General features: G+C 36.8%; 15 protein-coding genes. 8 read left to right on the top strand and 7 right to left on the bottom strand.

Translation table 11 applies throughout. The annotated features are described in order from the left end of the window. The first annotated feature begins 101 nt into the window (after nucleotides 1–101). Nucleotides 102–1,682 carry a Na+/H+ antiporter gene (locus GS03_RS08770; RefSeq protein WP_136152167.1) on the top strand — a complete coding sequence of 527 codons (1,581 nt, stop codon included), beginning with the start codon at nucleotides 102–104 and terminating at the stop codon, nucleotides 1,680–1,682. Between the two features lie 261 nt (nucleotides 1,683–1,943). Here GS03_RS08770 and GS03_RS08765 read toward each other — a convergent pair whose 3' ends face one another. Continuing rightward, entirely contained in the window at nucleotides 1,944–5,480 is a 3,537-nt protein-coding gene (locus tag GS03_RS08765) for a T9SS type A sorting domain-containing protein (protein ID WP_136152166.1), read from the bottom strand. A gap of 549 nt (nucleotides 5,481–6,029) precedes the next feature. Here GS03_RS08765 and GS03_RS08760 point away from each other — a divergent pair. The 6 genes from GS03_RS08760 to GS03_RS08735 all read left to right on the top strand — a co-directional run bounded on the left by GS03_RS08760 (nucleotide 6,030) and on the right by GS03_RS08735 (nucleotide 10,500). After that, on the top strand, nucleotides 6,030–7,700 hold the full coding sequence (locus tag GS03_RS08760) for an ATP-dependent nuclease (protein ID WP_136152165.1): 1,671 nt from the start codon (nucleotides 6,030–6,032) through the stop codon (nucleotides 7,698–7,700). Between the two features lie 209 nt (nucleotides 7,701–7,909). Further along, a complete protein-coding gene (locus GS03_RS08755; protein WP_136152164.1) occupies nucleotides 7,910–8,326 on the top strand; it encodes a HEPN domain-containing protein in 417 nt (138 codons plus the stop codon). Then, nucleotides 8,323–8,784: a hypothetical protein gene (locus tag GS03_RS08750; protein ID WP_136152163.1), complete on the top strand. Its 462-nt coding sequence runs from the start codon at nucleotides 8,323–8,325 to the stop codon at nucleotides 8,782–8,784. Before GS03_RS08755 ends, GS03_RS08750 begins: the two co-directional genes overlap by 4 nt. Further along, on the top strand, nucleotides 8,781–9,209 hold the full coding sequence (locus GS03_RS08745) for a hypothetical protein (RefSeq protein ID WP_136152162.1): 429 nt from the start codon (nucleotides 8,781–8,783) through the stop codon (nucleotides 9,207–9,209). The genes GS03_RS08750 and GS03_RS08745 overlap by 4 nt, the downstream gene beginning before the upstream one ends. Nucleotides 9,210–9,356: 147 nt before the next feature. After that, complete coding sequence (locus GS03_RS08740) at nucleotides 9,357–9,854, top strand: hypothetical protein (protein WP_136152161.1); 498 nt, start codon at nucleotides 9,357–9,359, stop codon at nucleotides 9,852–9,854. 61 nt (nucleotides 9,855–9,915) lie between these two features. After that, nucleotides 9,916–10,500 (top strand): hypothetical protein, encoded by a 585-nt coding sequence (locus GS03_RS08735; protein WP_136152160.1) that lies wholly within the window; start codon nucleotides 9,916–9,918, stop codon nucleotides 10,498–10,500. Nucleotides 10,501–10,536: 36 nt separating this feature from the next. Here the strand turns inward: GS03_RS08735 and GS03_RS08730 are convergent, their stop codons facing one another. Beyond that, the gene (locus tag GS03_RS08730) at nucleotides 10,537–10,854 is read right to left on the bottom strand and encodes a hypothetical protein (RefSeq protein ID WP_136152159.1); all 318 of its coding nucleotides are present in this window, start codon (nucleotides 10,852–10,854) and stop codon (nucleotides 10,537–10,539) included. Between the two features lie 422 nt (nucleotides 10,855–11,276). Between GS03_RS08730 and GS03_RS08725 the strand changes: the two genes are divergently transcribed. Further along, complete coding sequence (locus GS03_RS08725) at nucleotides 11,277–13,013, top strand: tetratricopeptide repeat protein (protein ID WP_136152158.1); 1,737 nt, start codon at nucleotides 11,277–11,279, stop codon at nucleotides 13,011–13,013. Between the two features lie 3 nt (nucleotides 13,014–13,016). Here the strand turns inward: GS03_RS08725 and GS03_RS08720 are convergent, their stop codons facing one another. The 5 genes from GS03_RS08720 to GS03_RS08700 form a co-directional block, all read right to left on the bottom strand. Continuing rightward, nucleotides 13,017–13,391 (bottom strand): methylglyoxal synthase, encoded by a 375-nt coding sequence (locus GS03_RS08720; RefSeq protein ID WP_136152157.1) that lies wholly within the window; start codon nucleotides 13,389–13,391, stop codon nucleotides 13,017–13,019. A gap of 410 nt (nucleotides 13,392–13,801) precedes the next feature. After that, on the bottom strand, nucleotides 13,802–14,653 hold the full coding sequence (locus GS03_RS08715) for an N-acetylglucosamine kinase (protein WP_136152156.1): 852 nt from the start codon (nucleotides 14,651–14,653) through the stop codon (nucleotides 13,802–13,804). Nucleotides 14,654–14,687: 34 nt separating this feature from the next. After that, nucleotides 14,688–15,695, bottom strand: a complete 1,008-nt coding sequence (gap, locus tag GS03_RS08710) for a type I glyceraldehyde-3-phosphate dehydrogenase (protein ID WP_136152155.1) — start codon at nucleotides 15,693–15,695, stop codon at nucleotides 14,688–14,690. A 117-nt stretch (nucleotides 15,696–15,812) separates the two neighbouring features. After that, the gene (gene pfkA, locus GS03_RS08705; protein ID WP_136152154.1) at nucleotides 15,813–16,799 is read right to left on the bottom strand and encodes a 6-phosphofructokinase; all 987 of its coding nucleotides are present in this window, start codon (nucleotides 16,797–16,799) and stop codon (nucleotides 15,813–15,815) included. A 146-nt stretch (nucleotides 16,800–16,945) separates the two neighbouring features. Further along, nucleotides 16,946–21,463 (bottom strand): translocation/assembly module TamB domain-containing protein, encoded by a 4,518-nt coding sequence (locus GS03_RS08700; RefSeq protein ID WP_136152153.1) that lies wholly within the window; start codon nucleotides 21,461–21,463, stop codon nucleotides 16,946–16,948. Between the last annotated feature and the right edge of the window lie 74 nt (nucleotides 21,464–21,537).

The raw sequence follows: 21,537 nt of genomic DNA, 5'->3' as shown, positions 1-21,537 counted from the left end.
TAAACAGTTGGGGATTTTTTATAAACTTATTCCAAAACCAAATAACCAAATAACCGCATCACCAAATTACCCTATCTTTGTAGCTATTTAAATTCCAACTCATGTTAGACAGCTTCCCCTTTTACCTCATTCTCATCTTCTCCATAGTCTTCATCATGATGATAGCCGAGAAGATTAAGGTTGCCTACCCTATCTTATTGATCATAGCCGGATTATTGATTAGTTTCATTCCGGGAATTCCAACCATAAAAATAAATCCGGAGTTTATATTTTTAATATTTCTTCCGCCGCTGTTATATGAAGCAGCCTGGGCTATCTCCTGGAAAGAGCTCTGGCATTGGCGCCGGATTATATTAAGCTTTGCTTTTGTCGTAGTATTCCTGACGGCAATGTCTGTTGCTTTAGTCGCGGATTATTTTATACCCGGATTTGGACTGGCATTAGGTTTCTTATTAGGCGGCATAGTATCGCCTCCCGATGCCGTAAGTGCCGGTGCCATTTTAAAATTTGTAAAAGTCCCACGCACCATATCCTCTATTTTGGAAGGCGAGAGTCTTTTGAACGACGCTTCGTCGCTAATCATTTTTAGGTTCTCCTTAGTTGCGGTTAGTACGACTCAGTTTATCTTTTCGAAAGCGGTGGTGAGTTTCTCCTGGATGGTATTGGGTGGTATTGCCATTGGGCTGCTGATTGGACTGCTTTTTATGAAACTCCACAAATACCTTCCTACCGATGCCAATATGGATATAGTCTTTACCCTGGTAATGCCTTATATCATTTATCTTACGGCTGAGGAAGCTCATTGTTCGGGAGTGTTGGCTGTTGTGAGTGCGGGGTTGTATTTATCTTATAACCGGTATTCTTTCCTTACGAGTACCTCGCGTGTGCGGGGTTATAATGTGTGGCAGAGTCTTATTTTTGTACTCAACGGACTCGTGTTTACCCTAATTGGGCTATCGCTTCCGGCGGTTACTGACGGACTTGAAAAGGAAGGCGTCCCTTTAACTTCGGCGATTGGCTATGGTGTATTGATTACGGTTGTTTTGATTGTAGTAAGAATACTGGCGGCTTACGGTGCGGTAATCACTACCTTGATTATGCGCAATTTTATCACGGTTGCCCAAACAACTAACCCCGGAATGAAAACTCCCTTCATCATTGGCTGGACGGGAATGCGCGGTGTGGTATCGTTGGCAGCAGCCTTATCGATTCCGGAATACTTAAATAATGGAAATCCTTTTCCGCAACGGAACCTTATTCTTTTTATCACTTTTGTGGTCATACTGCTAACCCTGATTTTACAGGGATTAACACTGCCCTACTTTATACGCAGAATGCGCCTAATGACACCCGAACAGGAAGCAGCAGAACAACAACAGTATAAACTGCTGAAATACGAGATGGCGGAATTTGCCTTGGAACAATTAAAAAACCAATACGGAAAGGCGTTGGAAGAGCAGCCACTACTCCAAAAAATTGCCGACAAATGGGAAGCCAGCAAAATGCTAACCGAAGACACCGAAATGACCGCCGAAGGTAAAATCATCTATCTCAACATTCTTAAACAGCAACAAAAATGGTTGATTAAAAAGAACCGTAAGAATGGAAATCTGGATGAAGGAATCGTTCGTAAGCTACAGCATAATTTGGATATGGAGGAAGAAAAGGTTAGGCATCTTTAGGAAGAAGAAAGAAAATCGTACATAAAATAAAAAAGGTGAAAATTTCTTTTCACCCTTTTTGCCCCAAATCTACCATAAACTTAACCTACTAATGCTATGGTAATTTAAATATATAGGTGTTTCTATTTCAAAAAAAATAAAATTGACAAACAGCAATTATAATCGTTTAAGTCATTCAGATGATTAAAAAATGTAGCGAAACCTACATGTCTATTCTCCAGGTTATTTTCTCCTACTTAATCAAACGAACCAACATTGTTATTACTTCTTAACAATCCTTTTTGTAGAGGTTGTACCTGATATATCCTTTAAAGTCATCAGATAAACACCCTGACTCAAAGAAGAAACATCAATCGTGGAAACATTTTTACCTGAAAGCACCAATTGTCCCAGCTGATTAAAGAGACCAATGGTTTCAATTGAAACCTTGGAAACAATATTCAAAATCCCATTCGTAGGATTAGGATAGACAAAAACGGTATCTGCTTCAAAATCTACCACAGACAAAGCTTCAACAAAGGTTGTTGCTGCTGTATTGGTAACAACAGCGGGATTGAAATCAAAATAGATTGAAGCGGTATTGTGTACAATATCACCAACAACTATATTGTTTAGCGGTTTGATTTTATATGCGATAAAACCATGAGAATTAGGTTCATCATGGGTGCTGTCCGCTAAGTTGATATTGTCAAAATGAAAACTCACCTCACTGCCATTATGGATAGTAACCCTGCCCGGGTGGCTCAGGCTTTCCAATTTCATCGTGGTCCAATCCAGTTTGTTATCCAGGACATTGTCTACACGAACAGTGGTGGCAGCTGCTGTGCCCGTGTTTTGAAAGCGTATGAGGTAGTGCAGGTACTTATCGGCATCTGCTATCAGTACCTGGTCGCCTTCAAGACAGGTAATATCATTAGGGTCATAGGAACTTACCACTATTTGGCTACTGGAAAATACATTGTCACTCGGTGTGTAATCTCCTGTTACGGGATTTATGGTAACTGTGGGTGTTAATACATCTCCAGCATTTGTTGCAGGAGGTGCAAAGGCATAGAATTCTAAGTTGATAGTTCTTGATTCGAAAGGGTAAAGCCCTGTAAAATTAAAGGTCACAGTATTGGCGGTTTGTGAAGAAACAGTCTGGCTTGCACCCAGATAGCTTAGTTTCGAACTGTCAAACTCAAAACTAACGGAACCGCTTAATAAGGTGTTGCCTTCATTTCTATAAACAATCTGATAATACGTATTGAAACCCGGTCTTGTTAGTCTGGTAGGATAAAAGCTAACCGATAAGTCATGAATATCACCGATGGGTTGTACGCAAAAATTGACTTCGTCAGCGTTGCCCTGACCTGTGAAATTAGACACAAAAGTGGCCGGACTTGGTGCGTAATAGTCAGCTTGCGATGCGATTCTTGTGGTTACCGTGCCTTCTTCAGTCGTATAAATCTGAAAGTGTCCGTTTTCCTGAGTGAAGGTAGCATTAGTGCCCGCATTATCTGTGGCCACCACCAAGATTCCGCTTAATAACGGATCGGTCTCGGTACAGCCATCGCCCAACAAATCAAAACGAACGTTTCCACTAATACTATTTGCTGGCAGGATGCCTGAGTTTTTATGCCACGAAATCTTATCATCTTCAGAGATGGATACAATATCTAAGGTATTATTGTTATCGATATCCGCAGCAAATAGGTTGTTCGGACTAATGATTGTTTGGGAAATAATCTGTTGTGTATTGGCAAAAGCTCCCTGACCGTCCGTATTCTCATACCATGCTATAAGACCACCATTGCCTGTTGAAGAAGAAGCTATATCCATGTCGCCATCATTATCAAAATCGCCAACTATAACACTTTTAGGATAGGAAACGAGAGTACTGAAGATTTGAATCGGACCAAAGTTTCCTAATCCATTTAAATTTTCTGACCAACCCACAAAAGCGTTGGAATTGTCGGTACCCACATAGCCGAGATAGACAAGATCATTATCACCGTCGGCGTCGATGTCTGTAATTTTGGTGGAAACCCCTTTATTCGTAGTACTTTGTACCAATATCCTTCCACCAAAAGTACCCTGGCCATCGCTATTAATATAGCGCATCATCCCATAACTTCCCGCTACGGAAATATCCTTATCTCCGTCGCCATCCAAATCACCGAAAGCTATATCATACATGGTAAAATTGGCAATATTATCTATGGACTGCTGGGCGCTAAAGCCACCTACTCCATCAAGATTCTCGTACCATGCGATTCGTGTGGTTCCTAAAGCAAACACATCCATATCACCATCATTATCGATATCAGAAAGGTATACCCTGGAGGAAAGATACAGGTCAGTATCTATAACTTGTGGGGCTGCAAAATTGCCAAGGCCATCTGTGTTTCTAAACCAAACTACATCATTATCCAGATAAGCCGTAGCCAATACATCCTTAAACCCATCGCCATTAACGTCTCCAATGAAAACCGAACTTGCTCCGTTCAATGCAGTAGACAGGATAGTCTGCGTATTATAATAATTGCCCTGCCCATCGAGGTTTCTAAACCATGAAATCTTATCATCCCAATAGGAAGCGGCAACGATGTCCTTATCGCCATCGCCATCTAAATCATCCGCAGCCACAATACGTCCGCCATCAATATGCTTGGTTAGGATATTGGGTATGTAAGTGTCTGCGCCATTGGTATTATTGAACAACGTAATTTTGCCACCAGAAACAAGGAAATCCAAATCACCATCGGCATCCATATCTGTAAAACTAATTTCCCTTATGGAACCGGGATTTGTTGATATAACAATTTCACTGCCGAAACTCCCGGCGCCGTCTACATTTTCGAACCACCCGATAGTCTGGTCATCAATAGAACCAAAAGCCACATCCTTATCGCCATCACCATCTACATCGGCTATGTTTACCACCTGAGCGTTATCTGCCGTTGTCGTCAGCACCTGTTGCGTACCAAACACGCCCAGACCATTGGTGTTTTGATACCAGGCAATTTTGTCATCACCTGCTGTTGACGAGGCCACATCCATATCACCATCACCATCCAAATCGCCTGCATGTACAGAGGTGATTGATGGGGCGCTAGATATGAATAACCTGCTGCCAAAACTGGTTGCTGTACCATTATTTCTGTACCATGCGAACGAGTATGAAGTGCCGTCCAGCGAATAGCCGGACAGGATATCGATGTCACTATCACCATCCACATCGGCAAGGTAAATACTCACGACAGAGTAAACACCGGTTTCCACATTAAATGAGTTACCAAAATTTCCCAACCCATCATTTTTAAAACCTCTTATGGTACCATCTGCTTTGGAAGACCAAACTACATCGGTATCACCGTCATTGTCCATATCTGCGAACATTACAAGGTTTACCTGAAAGGCATATGAAGCCTGTTTTTGTACAAACGTACCGTTGCCATCGGTATTCTCATACCAAATTACGTTATTGCTACTCGAGGCGGCGGCAACAGCATCCATATCGCCATCACCATCAAAATCGGCGGCAGAAACGCCCCAAGGTGTCTGAATGGTTGATGAAATGGTATGAAGTGCAACATCGTTACCCGTACCATCGAGGTTCTCTAACCATACCAACCTGTTGTCCGATTGGGAGGAACTCAAAATATCCTTATCACCATCTCCGTCAAAATCGGCAGCATAAATACTCATCGATGAAACAAACAGCGATTTGTCTATCACCACCTTTTCCTCAAATTCCAATTGGGCATGTGCGAATAGCGTAGATAATAGTAATAATAAGGTAATTTTCGATTTCATAGCATCCTGTTTTAAGAGGCACAAATTTAGGTAAATATCAATCAGTAACAAGTTCTAACATAAGTTTTTACATAAGTTTTTACATTGTTTTGTTCAAAATGAGGCACTAAAAGGATTCTTACTTTTCACCTGTCCCGAAGCCTTGGGATTTAGAAGTGCTCTTTTCATGCTTACGGTCGACAAGTTGTCGAAGCCTTGTCGAAGGTTTGTCGAGGCTGCGTCGAAGGTTTGTCGAAGCCACGTCGACAAAATGTTGAAGCCTTATCGAAAGATTGTCTTTCCCTGCAGATCGTTTTTGTCATTCCCGCGCAGGCGGGAATCCATTTCTTTCATTCACCCGGTTCCGATAATTATCATGAGTCGAAGGGAAAATTATTAACAAAAACCAACCACTTGTTAATTTTATTCTTACTTTAGCTTTGTCCTACCGGAACAAATACCACAGAAGTTTTATCGGGAGTAAAAAAGTATGCTTGTAAGTAGGCGGTGTTGCGGCTGTTTATAAGTTAGCCGTGATTGTCTAAAACTATTAAGGAAATATAACCAAATATGAAACTATCGAAAATTAAAATCAAGAATTACAAATCAATCAAAGATTTAGAATTTAACTATCCCGAATCTGGAATTCTTGTTTTAGTTGGAGAAAATAATTCTGGAAAATCAAATCTTATTAGAGCAATAGATTTAATTTGCGGAGAAAGTTGGATTGGTAAAGAAAAGCTTGAAGAACATGATTATTATCTAAGAAATAAAGAAGCTGAAATTGAAATTAGCTTATTCTTTGATAATGGTCGCAGCGTAAAATTTTCACCACATGAAAGTAAATGGGGAATTACATATTTTTCTAATTGGGACCAAACAGTAAAAATGCCATTCACAAGTCAAATTAAAGAAGATTTTCCTTCAACTTATCTTGGCGCAGACAGAACATTAGACAAGCATTTATCTTTTTATGATTGGACTCTAATTGGAAGAATTAGAAAAGCTTTCCATAAAAATGTTACTGAAGAAATCAAAAGTCAATTAAACAAAAAATTTGGAGAGCTTGTAGAAATATTCGATACAGTTCCAGGTTTTAGTCTTTTTAAATCAGATTTCTCAGAGTTTTATAGTGCCTTACTTCCAAAATTTAAAACTCAATTGGAAGTTGATTTTCAACCTTTCACACCAACTAATTATTTTAAAACAATGCAAATTCTTGGAATTGATCCAGAAAGTGCAGACAAACCATTAGACTTATCAGAATTAGGAGAAGGAGCGAGAAATCTTATTCTAATTGCTTTACTAAAAAGCTTTGCGAAAAATTTTAAAAGTATTGACGGTGCTATGAATGGAATTTTAGCACTTGAAGAACCTGAGTTGTTTTTGCATCCACAAGCTAGAAGACATTTATTTTCGGAATTAAGAGATATTGCAGAATCAGGAATGCAAGTAATTATTTCAACCCATTCCGATTCATTTATTGACACTGAATTTTTTGATGAAATCGGAAGAGTTGTGAAAATTGATGACGAAGAAAATGAAAATAAACTTCATACAAAATTAATTACTTGTTCAAAAACTGAATTGATGCAACATTGCATAGATACTGGTGTTCCAGCACACAAAGTTACTTTAGAAAGTTTGTCAGAGTATTATAAAACAACCTCAAATTTCAAACTTAATGAAGGCTTTTTTGCAAGGTACTTAGTACTGGTTGAAGGAGAAACAGAAGAATTGGTAATTCCAGAACTATTGTCTATTTTGGATATTGATTGTAATCCTATGGGGATTTCAGTCATTGGAGTAAATGGTAAAAATCAAATTCCAAAATACTGGCGGTTATATTCAAAATTTAAAATTCCAATCATTGTAGTTTTTGATAATGACAACTCCGTAAATAAGGTGTCTTCAAATACAAATATTGCTAATTGTTTTGGTATAACTATTAATGATATTATTGATAATGTTGATGTAGTTAAAATAATGGATAGTAACACAGCTCCACTATCTAAATTAGTTATTTTAGAACACGATTTTGAAACTGCATTTAAAAAGGAAATCGATTCTCAAGGACACGCAGGAAGTTATGAAGCTTTTGATACAGAAGCACGGGAATTAATTAAACCCATTGGAAGCCAGCAGAAAGGAGTTATATCAAGATTTATTGTTAGAAAATCTAAAGGCTTGGAAAATTTTAATAGCCAAATTGGAATGCAAATCGCAGAATTGATTGATTAAGAACGACGGCTAAAAGTCGGTTGTTACAATAATTTGCTTAGCTTTTCTTGGCCGGAAATTGCCTGAAAATGTTAGTTTTTTGGGTAGCAATTGTAAAAAAAAATATCCGTTTTGTCGGATGTATCTTAAAATCATTATATTTGATTAAATTTGTTTGTAACATTATTTATATTTTTATTAAGTGTTTAATTTTATATCTTTGCGCAAAATTGAGTTTTTTAAAAGAAAAATCTGGTTTTAATCTCGATGCGGCAAAAGTGCTAATTGAAGAACAATATAATTATGCTCCAAGCGTACACTGCTCTTATTATGGAGTTTTCCAAATGATTAGTCATACGCTAAATCGAATTGGAATAACTTTTGATAAAGTGGCGGAAGATATCGCTAAATCAAAAGGGAGACCTATGTCCAAAGATTCACATACATATCCGATAGATTTAATTCATAATGCATTAAGTGTGAAATATGATAAATATTATGCGAAAACTGTAAGAGACCAAATTGTATTATTGCGTAAATTTAGAACTATTTCAGATTACAAAAATGTTAAGGTTGAAAAAGACCAAAGCGTTGAAGCATACAAAATAAGTAAAGAGGTTATCAATATATTAAATACAAAGTTATGAAAGAAGCAACAAATTTTTTAAAAGAAGAATTATTCGCTTTATATAACACCCACAAATATTTAGAGATAAGATACGAGTTTGATTCTATTATAGATACACATATTATAGAAGTTAAGCCTGTTCATTGTTTTGAGAAAGACAGACAATTTGCTGATAAACAAATTGTATTGGAAGAAAAATTTAGAAATTTATTTCCGCAAGAAGATATATTATTCATTACAGAAAATATATTAATCAAAGTTGAAAATCCGATTTTAGAATTAGGTGTTTCTAATCATGTTTTAGTTGGTGAAATATTTAATTCTCCAGTTAAAGCAAGAAGATATAGCCCTTCTCAACTTATTTGTAATTCAGCTGTTTTAGCAGAACCGCCAAGCGAATACTCTTATAATACCCATAAAGAAAAAGACCCTAAAAACATAGGGTCTTTTTCTTTTTTTAATACATTATCATTATGATTCAAGAAGAAGCACCTAAAGCGTTTAAATTTGTCGACTTTACTATTCCAAGATTTTCTGTAGATATAGATAACACTATAGAATATAAGATAAAAATGTCTTTTAAACCATTTGGAAAGTATTTTGAAACAACCGGGATTTATGAATTACACTTATTTTTTGAAGCAACTGATGAAGGAACTCAAGAGGTATTGATTAGTGCTAATCCGACTTTTATTTTTGAATTTGACAAATCATATAGCTTTGATGAAGTTCCTGAATATTTTTTTACAAATTCAATTCCGATTGGTTTTCCATATTTGAGAGCATTTATAAGCAGTATAACTCTTCAGGCTAATTTAGATGTCATAATGCTAGATTTAGTAAAGTTTTCTAATATAGCGAAAGCATTAAAAGAAAATACAGAAGTAATAAAAAAAGATTGATTATTTATCTGTGTTTATTGAATTATATACTACCTAAATAGTGCGAATTTGCAATCCGTACCTAAATAATTCTATTCTCTCTAACTACAATACGCTACAAGAAAACATCAGGAATTTTATATATTTGGGTTATATAGAGCAATCTCTATGACATCATCAACTGAAACCCAATTAAGAAAACGAATAAAAAACCTAATTATCCTTTTTATAATAGGATTGGCATTAAGCGGTATTACCGCATTCCCTATCGAATCGGAATTGGCGCTATTACATTCGGATAGTTCTATGCTTCCCGTAACTTTACAAAACTGGATTAATCAGGTTTATTTTGCTGTAAAAGACACCAACGCAAAGTATCCTTACCTGAGTTATGGCACTGACTGGCTTGCTTTTGCTCACCTTGTCATTGCGGTTGTGTTTATTGGTCCGTTGAGAGATCCTGTAAAGAATATTTGGGTAATTCAATTCGGGATGATTGCCTGTTGTATGGTTTTCCCTTTAGCGTTTATCGCCGGACCTATAAGAGGCATTCCGTTTTATTGGCAGTTGATTGATTGTTCCTTTGGTGTTTTTGGCTTTGTGCTGCTTTATTGGTGTTACAGAAATATTGTGAAGTTGGAAGAGATGCTTCCATCGTCAGTATGACAATAATGAAGTTTACTTGTTGAACTTTTTGCTATCTTTAAAACCACTATTAAACAAACCCATGAAAAAACTATTGTTACTCTTAACCGTAATCACCTTATTTTCCTGTAAAAACGAAAGAGCCGAAGCTCCCAACAAAAAAGAAATCCCCGAAGCGCTAAAGGAAAAAGTATCATTTAGGTCAGGTTCAAGAGGGAATCTTGTGGAGGAATTATACCAGGAACTGGTTTTAAATACCCCCGAATTGCAACAATTAGAATCAGACATTGACAATCTGGATACAAGAGAGACTCTTGACGGCTATTATAGCTATAACCGTAAGTCTATTGATTTTTACGCGTCGGCAAGGAATCAGGCAGAATTGATAAAGGACAGTATAACAAGAAAAAAGATACTCGCGTTTATTCAAAAAAGCAACAACGCGTATTTTGAAAAAAGTAAAGAGCTCGACAAACTTTCCAAGACTATTATTGATAAGGAAGCCTCCATTGAGGACAGCCATGCCATTTTAAAGATAATACTGACTACATCAATAATAGTAAAGTATCAAAACGAGAATGTACCAAAAAAGAAAGAATTGGAAAACATGATTAAGCGGGAAGACAATTTGGTGAAGAGAATTCAAAAGCAAACTCCAGAATACTAAACGTATACCATATAGACCTAGCACCCGCCTCTCCTATTAATTCGTAATTACCTCCACCATAAACCTTCCGCTATGAGGATTCTCAGCCATTAACGAATGACCAATGATGAGGGTGTGTTCGCCAGTTTGTTTTAGTTTTATGAATAGGTCGTGGCCAAAGGGGCCATCAGCCATTTTGTTGGGAAACAGTATTTGGTTAAACCGTATGTTACCTTCACTTCCTAATGGTAATGGCTTAACCATGGCGTGTAAGCTTCCGGTAGTTTTGTTGGTAAACTTTATATAAATCCGAGGATGTATGGAATCAATAGTTCCAATGGCGGTGTAGCTTCCTTTCTTGTCCTTTACGACCATCCGTATGGTATCTGCCAGTTGTTCATTCACAGCCTTGGCAGTTGCTTTATGTTTTGTGGTATCAATAGTTTGGGTATTCTTTATAACGATGTTTTTGTCTTGCTCCTTTGGGTTGCAGGAGCATATAAGGAATGTAGCTAGTAGGATTGTACAATACTTTTCCATTACGCCTATCGTTAGAATTGTATGCCAAATTTAAGCTAAACTGCTGGTACTATGTTATATAATAGTATGGTGGGTTTTATATAATTTAGAGATTGTTCTGGTTCTGATGTAAAGAAACAGTGTAAACTTGAATCTTCTTACCAAAACCATAAAGAACTACAACCGCCAACAAAGATTTCTGAAACAAGATAAATTTGAAGTAGTAGCAACTACAATCTGTAAGGTATTTTATTTATATTTACCTCAAAAACAATACTATGCGATTACGATTACTATTTTTTCTTCTGATAATTGTATTCCCTTTATCCAATCTAAAGGCGCAGAATGAACCTATAATTGACAGTCTTACCCGTGAATTAAAAAAGGTAAAAGATCCTGAAGCAAAATTCAGCCTCTACCAAAAAATAGCTTCATCGGTGAGGCCAGCGGAAATGGACAAATACAAAAAAGGCATATTACTCAACGCCGAGCTCAGCAATAATGCAGACCTTCAATTGCGCACCTATCGCTTTATAGTTGGGTTGTCAGGGCCCGACGAAGCCCAGAAGTACTTAGACAAAATGTTTGCCCTGGCCAAAGCAGAAAAAAATGAGGAATTCCAGGGATGGTATTATTTATACAGCAGTGGTCTACAATATCAAATAAAGGGCAATACCGCTAAAGGTTTTGAGCTAATTCAGGAAGCTAATGCTATAGCAAGAGAAAACGGTTTTGATTCATTGGCGTACGAGGTGGGAGTGACTATGGGGTATATACACAATAGCAAAGGAGAACGATTGCTACAGTACAAATCGTATATAACACAGCTCGCGCTGGCAGAAAAAGTTGGTGATGGTCGTGTGGCCTTAAACACTTACTGGCAAATGTTTTGGTTTTACAATTCTTTAAAACAGTATTCAAAGGCAAAGGAATATGCCTTGAAAATACTGGAAACCGGTAAAAAGAAAAACTGGCCCGACTGGATAGAAGGTGGTTATCACCTGCTGACGCACTATTATACCAATGTGGGTGAATTTGAAACGGCTAAGTATTATTACAAGGAAACCAACAAGTTGCGCAAAAAAAGGCACAACCCTTTATCGGAAGATGAAGACCTGTTGGATATTTATAGTATGTCTAATGATTATGAAAATATGCTGCGCCTATTGCAAAAGGATGACATCAAAAAAAATTACTTCAGAAATGTATCCAGCGGTGGTCTCTATGATTATTACGGGCAGCTTGCCAACTGTTATACAAAACTGGGCATAAAAGATTCGGCACGGAATTTTCTAAAAAAAATGAAATCGGCAATGGGAAAAGACCAAATCAACAGTTGGAACTACTATGCCCTAACAGGTAATTATTATAAACTTCTCAATAATCCGGATAGTGCAGCCGCTTATTACGCTAAAGCAGATACCGGCACAGGCTTTGGCAATAATGTTGAGGATCATATGGAGCGCTATGCCAATTTGGACACACTCTTTTCGCGAAATGGAAACTATCAGAAAGCCTATCACTACAAACAGCTTTGGATGCAATACAAAGACAGTGCGGCGGCATTGTCTAAAGAAGGTGACCTGGTGGTGTTGGAGATTGAAAATGAAAACCAACGCATGGAAGCAGAAACGAGGGCAAGCCACAACATCCAATACATGGGTATAACAGCAGGGCTCGCTTCCGTATTTATCTTGCTAGTGCTTTTGGGCGTTTTTAGTTCGAGTACTACGATAATCAGAGGCCTGAGCTTTTTTGCTTTTATTTTCTTTTTTGAATTCCTGATTCTGCTATTCGACACTGCCATTCACGATTTAACGCATGGTGAGCCTTGGAAAATTCTTTCTATTAAAATCATTTTGATTGCTATGCTCTTACCTTTTCATCATTATATAGAGCATAAAGTGGTAAATCATTTGCTACAGCGTAAGAAAATCAGATTTCTTAAATGGAAAAAAGATAAACCAGAGTTAGATACCCTTGTTGAGAATAAAGCTGATGATGTAGTTGGGTAATAGTTACTTTATCTCATCCAAGCCCAACAATAACAATTGTGCGGTAGCTTCATTGGTTGCCAGAGGCACATTGTGAACGTCACAAATCCGAATCAGCATATTAATATCCGGTTCGTGCGGATGGCTTGAGTTTGGGTCTTTAAAAAACAATACCATTTTGGTTTTTCCTTCGGCGACGCGTGCCGCAATTTGGGCATCGCCACCTTGTGGTCCGGAAAGCATTTTCTTTACTTTAATCCCAACGGCTTCAACTTTGCCTCCTGTTGTTCCGGTAGCAATTAGTTTTATGTTTTCTTTTTGAAGTATGGCTTTGTTTTTATTGATAAACTGAACCATGTCGGCTTTTTTTCCGTCGTGGGCTATTATTGCTATTTCCATGAGTGATGTTTTCACAAATATAATGGTTTGTTTGTTTATTTTCTTTTGCCTTGATGCAAAAGAAACAAAAAATCAAGGCTATTGCCAGCGCGCCTCCTGGCTCCTTCGCTAAAACAGTTCGCTGAACTGTTTCTTTACGCTCGGCCCTGCTCAAACAGCTTTTCTTTTTACGGATTTTTCAATTAATTGACACTCGCCTGCAGATTATTTCATCCGTTCGCCCTTCGGGCTCGGGTCTAAGGCCGAAAAAAAAGGCCTACGTTTATAGTAGACCTTGTATTATGACTTCTCGATACATCCGCCGCGGCGGACACTCGAAGTGACGGCATCAGGGTTCGTCAGTTCGAGTGATTTTTGTGTAGCGCAGCGAAGCAAAAATCGTATCGAGAACCCGAAGCAATGACGTTATTTTATTTATTCAAAATATGATACGCAATCAAACCGTCAATTGGTCTTCGGAGTACGTTGCCAATTTTGATATCGTATTTGTTTAAAATTTCTTCTAATTCATCTTTCAGATAAAACGCTATTGAACCCACAAAATGCACCGGCACTTCTTTGTGATTTTCAAATTGCATGATATAGTTTTCTACAAAATCTTCCAGTTCGGCGTAGATATATTTTTTGCAGAAATCGGTGTCTTTGTGTTTAATCAAAAACTTGGCAAAGGTTGCCAAATAGGCATTTGGATTAGGCTCTTTGTATAAATTATGCTTGATATAATCCGGATCAAGATTGTACTCTTCCTGAAATTCTTTGGCTAATTCAGCCGGCATTTTGTTAAAAGAATACCCTCGTAACAAATGTCTTCCAAAACGATTTCCTGAACAATCATCCATGGCGATATAGCCTAACGATTGCACTTTTTGATGCAACACTTTACCATCAAAATAACTACAGTTAGAACCTGTTCCAAGGATGCACACTATGGCTTCTTCGTCTTTTGGCGTGGTCGCATAAACCGCGGCATAGGTATCTTCATAAACCGAAACAATCGCTTTGGTAAAATATTGCTTAAACACTTTGGTCAAAAAGTTTTTCATTCTATCGGTTCCACAACCGGCACCGTAAAAGAAAAGATGCGAAGCTTTGTCTTTATTATGCGAAATATCGAATTTGTCTTCCAAACGATTGATTATTTCGGCTTCATCTAAAACTTCCGGATTTAAACCCAGTGTCTGCGTAGTGAAAAGTACTTTTCCGTTATCATCAATGGCAATCCAATCGGCTTTGGTAGATCCACTATCAACTAGTAATTTCATATGGAATTATGAGTTATGAATTATGAGTTATGAGTTAAAGATTTGCTATGTGAACAGATAAATCAATCAATTTACTTGAATAACCATATTCGTTATCATACCAGGAAACCAATTTAAAGAACGTTGAGTTCAAACCAATTCCGGCTTTAGCATCAATGATTGAGGTTCTTGGATCAGAAACAAAATCCTGAGAAACTACGTCATCTTCGGTAAAACCAAGGATTCCTTTTAATTCATTTTCAGAAGCTTTTTTCAAGACAGCCATGATTTCGTCATACGAAGTTTCTTTGGCAACTTTAACTGTTAAATCAACTACAGAAACGTCAACCGTAGGAACACGGAAAGACATACCTGTAAGTTTTCCGTTCAATGCTGGTATTACTTTTCCAACTGCTTTTGCAGCTCCGGTTGATGATGGGATAATGTTTACACTTGCAGCACGTCCGCCTCTCCAGTCTTTTCTGGATGGTCCGTCAGCTACCATTTGCGTCGATGTTGAAGCGTGAACTGTCGTCATCAAACCTTCCACAATTCCGAAATTATCATTGATTACTTTGGCTAATGGCGCCAAACAGTTGGTTGTACATGAAGCATTAGACACTACAGTATCAGTGGCTTTAGCATCAAGGTGATTTACTCCCATAACAAACATCGGAGCATCAGCCGAAGGCGCTGAAATAATTACTTTTTTGGCACCACCATCGATATGCGCTTTTGCCGTATCAATCGTTGTGAAGAAACCGGTACATTCCGCTACCACATCTACATCAACATCTTTGTCATCCCATTTGATTAGTTTTGGATCTCTTTCGGCAGTAACTCTGATAAATCTATCGTTTACATATAGCTGTCCATTTTTTACTTCTACTTTTCCGTTGAAACGACCGTGAACTGAATCATATTTTAATAAATAAGCCAAATGATCAACATCTAATAAATCATTGATGGCTACTACTTCTACATTATCTCTGTTATAAGTTTCTCTAAATACTATTCTTCCTATTCTTCCGAAACCGTTTATTCCTAATTTTACTTTTGACATTTTTTTTTAATTGTTAATTTAACTTCGTTCAATTCGGCCTTTGGCCTCGGGTGTTAATCTGGTTATTTGGTTATTTGTTACCGAATTACCGAATAACCAAATAACCAAATCCCCTCTTTATGTTGACATGATATCAGATACTCTTAATAATTCTCTGTCTATTTCTGAATGACCTTTGATGGCATTTTCTAATGGTGTAAGTGCGACTTTATCATTTAAGATACCCACCATAAAATTTGATTTTCCTTCCAATAGTGATTCCACAGCTTTTACACCAAGACGTGAGGCTAACACTCTGTCGAAACAAGATGGTGCGCCGCCTCGCTGCATATGTCCCAAAACGGAAACACGGATGTCGTATTCAGGCATATTCTCTTCTATATAATCTTTAAGTTCGAATACACTTTTCCCTATTTTATCGCCTTCGGCAATAACCACAATACTTGATGATTTTCCGGAAGCCTTACTTTTACGCAATGACTCCAACAGACGTTCCAAACCTAAATCCTGTTCAGGAATAAGGATTTCTTCTGCTCCTGCGCCAATTCCGGCATTTAGAGCAATGTGACCTGCATCTCTTCCCATAACTTCGACAAGAAAAAGACGGTTGTGTGAACTGGCAGTATCTCTGATTTTATCGATGCATTCTACCACTGTATTCAAAGCGGTATCAAATCCTAATGTATGGCTTGTGCCAAAAATATCATTATCAATAGTGCCTGGAATTCCCATTACAGGATAGCCAAATTCATTGTTAAAAACTTCGGCACCGGTAAAAGAACCATCTCCACCGATAACTACTAAAGCATCGATGTTGGCATTCACTAAATTTTGATGGGCTTTTTTTCTGCCTTCCACAGTCATAAATTCTTTTGACCGCGCAGATTTTAGAATGGTTCCACCTTTGTTTACGATGTTGTTAACGCTTCTTGCTCCCATTTCTTTAAAATCGCCTTCAATCATTCCCTGGTAACCTCTGTAAATACCGGTACATTCAATGTTGTGATAGGCGCAAGTTCTAACTACTGAACGAATGGCTGCATTCATTCCGGGTGAATCACCTCCTGAAGTCAGTACACCAATTTTTTTTATAGCTTTTGGCATTTTTTTTAGTATTAAAATGTAAAATTAGCAAAGAAGAACCATTGTTTGACCCATATTATTATATTATTAATATAATGAACAAATTCAAACGTTTTAGTTGATAAGTTTTTTTAATTTATTAGATTTTTAGCGAGATTGCGATGCAATTACTCAACCGGAATTGCCTCTTGGTTTGGCTTTAGCTCTACATTTTTCTTGTCTTTTTCTTCGGGTTTCTCAATACTATCAGGAAGCATTGAATCATCTACCTCGATTTTGACATTGGGTGGAATTGTTTCAATTACGTCTTTTTTGAAAATCTTGTTTACCAATTCTTTAAAAGTATCAAAGTCAACTTCGTAAGACATTCCTATTCCTTGAGTGTATCCAATTCCCTGACCAATATAAGTAATGTCATTTTCTTTATTGAATACTCTCAAATTAAGCGTACCGTCTCTATTCACACGGTACTGCACTTCAAGGTCGCCAACAATGGCAGTTTCGGTAATTCCGCCAACAGGTACACCGACTTTACCGTTAACCGTAATTCGGTCATTTATTTTAGAAGAAACGGTAACGCCAAATCGTCCGTCCGTTTGTTGTCCCGGAGTTCTGTCGGCAACAATATATTCAGGTGCTATAGAAATCTTATCATTATCTCCCGAGAATATGTCACTAAAAAGACTACTGGCCTTTTCAAATAAATTATTGGATAACTGATTTTGGTTAACTCCATCCTGACTCAAGAAACTACCTGTAGAAAGCAGGTAAAGCGCCTGCGTTTGTCTGGCATCTTTATCATCCAGTTTATATTGAATCTCCGATTTTAATGAGCTTCCGACATTTGGAAAATTGATATTAAAATCGGGTTCAGGACTGGTCAAATTTCCTTTGACACCAATAATAACTTCAACATCAACCTTTTTATTGAATGATGGATTGTCAATTAAAACCGCAGGATTTGCGGTAGTTTTATAAACGGCTTCAAGATTTAAAACTGCTGCCATTGGATCTCCAGTCCAATTTATAGAGCCTCCTTTTTTTACATCGAATTTCTTATCAATTAATCCACCGTATTTAAAATTATAGGAACCGGAAACCACTGAGAAATCTCCGAACATTTGGAATTTTCCTAAGGTGTTGATTCTAAACAGCAGCGTTCCGTTTCCTTTGCCTTTCATACCGTGGCCACTTTCTCTGTTAAGAATTACTTCAATATTGGCAATTTCGGTAATCTCAAAATTAAATTCCAATTCAAGTCCGTTGTAATTATTAGCCTGCGCAACGTTTGCATTTGCCTTCTTTTTCTTTTCTTCAGGCGTTTTAAAACGAATGTATTTGCTGTCTTCAATGGCTTCGGCATCGTTTATCGGAATTTTAATATCCGTCCCTTTAGCGGATTCCGCATCCACTTTTATCATCAAATTGCCGGTTGGCCCTTTTATACTTGCCGAGCCATTCATAAAAGCATTTCCATAATAAGCCGCATCTTCCTGATCGACCGTATTTAAAGCCAAAAGTCGTTTGGCATAAATAGACAAATCCAACTGCCAATCGCCAAATTGTTTGTGCTTGATATAGCCGCTCAAATTTCCTTTGGTATTGAATTTAGTATCGGTAATATTGGTTTCCCTGATTATAAATTTGTTTTCGGTAACATCAACTACGGAATTCTTATCAAACACATAATCGGTATTTAGATACGGAATTGTCAATCCGGCCTCATCAACAAACAGTCTTCCGTTATAATCTAAATCGTTAATATCACCATCAATTCTGGCGTTTCCGGAAGCAAATCCTCTAATATTGGTAATAACATCTCCTCCTATTTTTCCTAGGACGCCAAGGTTGAATTTATCAAAACTCAAATCAATGTCTAATAAGGTTTTGTCATCAACAATCTGAATGTCTCCATTGGCAGCAAAAGCTTCTACATTTTGATTTTCTAAATTGGAATTCAAATGAAATTTACGCAATGTTTCGTCTCCCTGAATATCCAAATTCATTTTCCCAAGCGCAATATCATTGACTTTTAGACTGTCTATCTGCAAGGTTGATGTAGGCTGAAAAATGGCATTGCTTTGTTTGAAATTAATCTTCCCGTTTAGGTTTCCGTCAAACTTAAATTTCTCGACATCGGGCGTGACTTTATTCAGATTGACATTGTCAAATGTGAGCTGCAAATCCTTATTCCTCTTACCATTCCATGAGCCAATAAAATTGATGCTTTCGTTTCCGTGTGACAGAACTATATCATTGAACGAGAAATTGCTGAGTTTTTTATCAAAGACAATTTTACTTTTTTCAGGGTTTTCCTTTTCATTTAAAAACCATAAATAATCTTTGAACTGCAGTTCAGATTTGTTAAAACCAACCACGTTATTATTCTCATTATTTATCGTGTGATAAAAATTCAGATTGTAAAAATCATTGCCTTTTTTTCCGCCTTTAAACTCGGTTCTGAATTGTAGCGTATCATTCGAAAACGTATTAATCATACTAAAATCCCTGATTTTATAATGCTTCGTTTTTATCGAATCTAATTGAACATAGGCATTATACAAAGGATTTCTGTTGTCAACCTGAACTAAAATGTTATCAAACGTATTGTCATAGGCAACTACTTTTGGGGAACTGAAATCGAGTTTGAAATTCTTGCTGTCCGAACTAATGTTTCCTTTTAATTTTGTGTTTTTGGCAAGAGAAATATCCGGATTAAATATCTCTATAATTTTACTGTTTAAATCAAAATCAAATTTCAGGTATTGATTGGGTAGCACTTTATTGGGTTTGTAATTGGAATAAAAACTTCCCAAAGAATTCTCTACCATTTTCTGTAATTGGTTGAATTTATATTTTCCAACCACCGAACCATCAATGGCATCAGGAGAATTGATAACAATTGCTCTTTCTCCATTGGCATCAAAACTCGAATTGATGTTTAGGTAATCCACAAAAAACAAGTCTTTTTTATTTTGGTAAGAGGAATTCGTAAGTAACAGATTTCCTTTCAGATTGTCAAAAGAATTTCCGGTTGCTTTTACTACGATATCGCCTTTAAAAACAGAAATGGAATCTTTAATAAAGTTCAGTTTTACCAAATTGGCATAATCAATTTTGGAGTGGAAATCGTAGATGTTTTCTTTTTTGGATAAGTCCAGAATTCCGTTGAAATCCATAAATAAATTTGGATCATTTACATAGAATTCTCCTTTAAATATTGGCTGTTTGAAGCTACCGTCTACAATAATTTTGGTGTAATTATAACCGTTATATTTCAATTGATAAACATCGCCTGCAAAAGAGGTGTTGATGTATTTTCGAGTAAATCCTTTACCATCAACATCAATATTCATACTCACTTTACCGATGGTTTTATCATTGATTAAGTCGCCAACATCAAAACCATCCAAAATGATATTTCCGTTGTATTTAGCGTTGTCAATGTTATTGATATCAGACATATGCAAATCGGATTCAATTATTCCGAGTGCCGTATTCATCACAAAATCGGCATTAATGTATTGTTGCGTGACTTCAATATCTCCGACAAAATTAAACTGCCCAAGTTTATGCAAAGAAGTTGGCAGTTTTTTCCCGAGAATATTCGGCAACAGTTTCGTTAAATCGGTATAATTTGAGGTTATTCGTTTGAAATCTCCCTTCATATAAAACTTTCCGGGAGCACGTGGGAACAGATTTTTAAAATTGACATCGCCTCTGATGGTCGAAAATTTATAATCTTTTAAATCAACATTGGTCGCGTAAAAATCATTTAGTGTTCCTTTGATTTTTGACTTCAGGGAAAACTTTTGGTTTTTATCCAATTCTTTATAAAAATGACGAATGTCATTGGTTGCCAATGTAGTGCTGTCAAGGGTTACATCAAATTTTACCCGATTATTAAAATCACTAAAATCATGATTGTCTTTGTTGTATTTTAAAACTACATGACCTTTCAAAAAAGATTCTTTGGTAGTTACTTCTAACTTCTCCAGAATTATATTTGACTTGGTATACGTAAAATTTGCTGCTAAATTGTCGACCTGAACACCACGATGGTCGTGGAAAGTCATGGAGTTTATATTTGTCGTAACATTTGGACCTTTGATTTGAAAATCTTTTAGGTGTGCATTTAATTTGGTAAAATCAACATCTTTGGGATTTGGTCTGTTATAATCCAGCATAACAAAACGGCTGTTGGTAAGATAAACATTCTTCGATTTCATCAGAAACTTACCACTAGCCTTTTTTCCATCATCAAAAGCATCAACAAATACATCCAAACTCGTGTGTTTCTCTCCTTTGTAATTCTTGATTTGCAAATAAAAATAATCCAATCGCAAATCACCAAAAAGCAACTTCCCATTTATGAGCTTGTTCAAATCTAAAATACTGGTTTTAATACGTTGTGAATAAATCAGCGTATCGTTATGATGGTCTAAAATCAAAACTTTTTTGAGTTTAACGCCACCAAAAAAAGTTACAGCAACTTCTTCAATATTGATGTGAGTTCCGTATTCTTTGTTGATTTTATCGGTGGCATAATGTGCAATTTTAGTTTGCACAACCGGAAGAGAAAGCGCTATGCTTAGCAGTAACAATAGCAGTAACAGCGCAATAATAGTGCGGATAAGTATTTTTCGAAATCTTTTAAAACCGTTATTTGTTTTAATTTTTTCCAATTATTCTTTTGACTTGGGAAAGAAAATTACCTTTGTAAAAATCTTTACATTTGATTTTCTCAGATCGACTGTCA

The organism is Flavobacterium sangjuense (assembly GCF_004797125.1).
GTDB classification, from domain to species: domain Bacteria; phylum Bacteroidota; class Bacteroidia; order Flavobacteriales; family Flavobacteriaceae; genus Flavobacterium; species Flavobacterium sangjuense.
The sequence above is the reverse complement of the archived record's forward strand: the minus strand, read 5'-3'. Positions and strand labels throughout refer to the sequence as shown.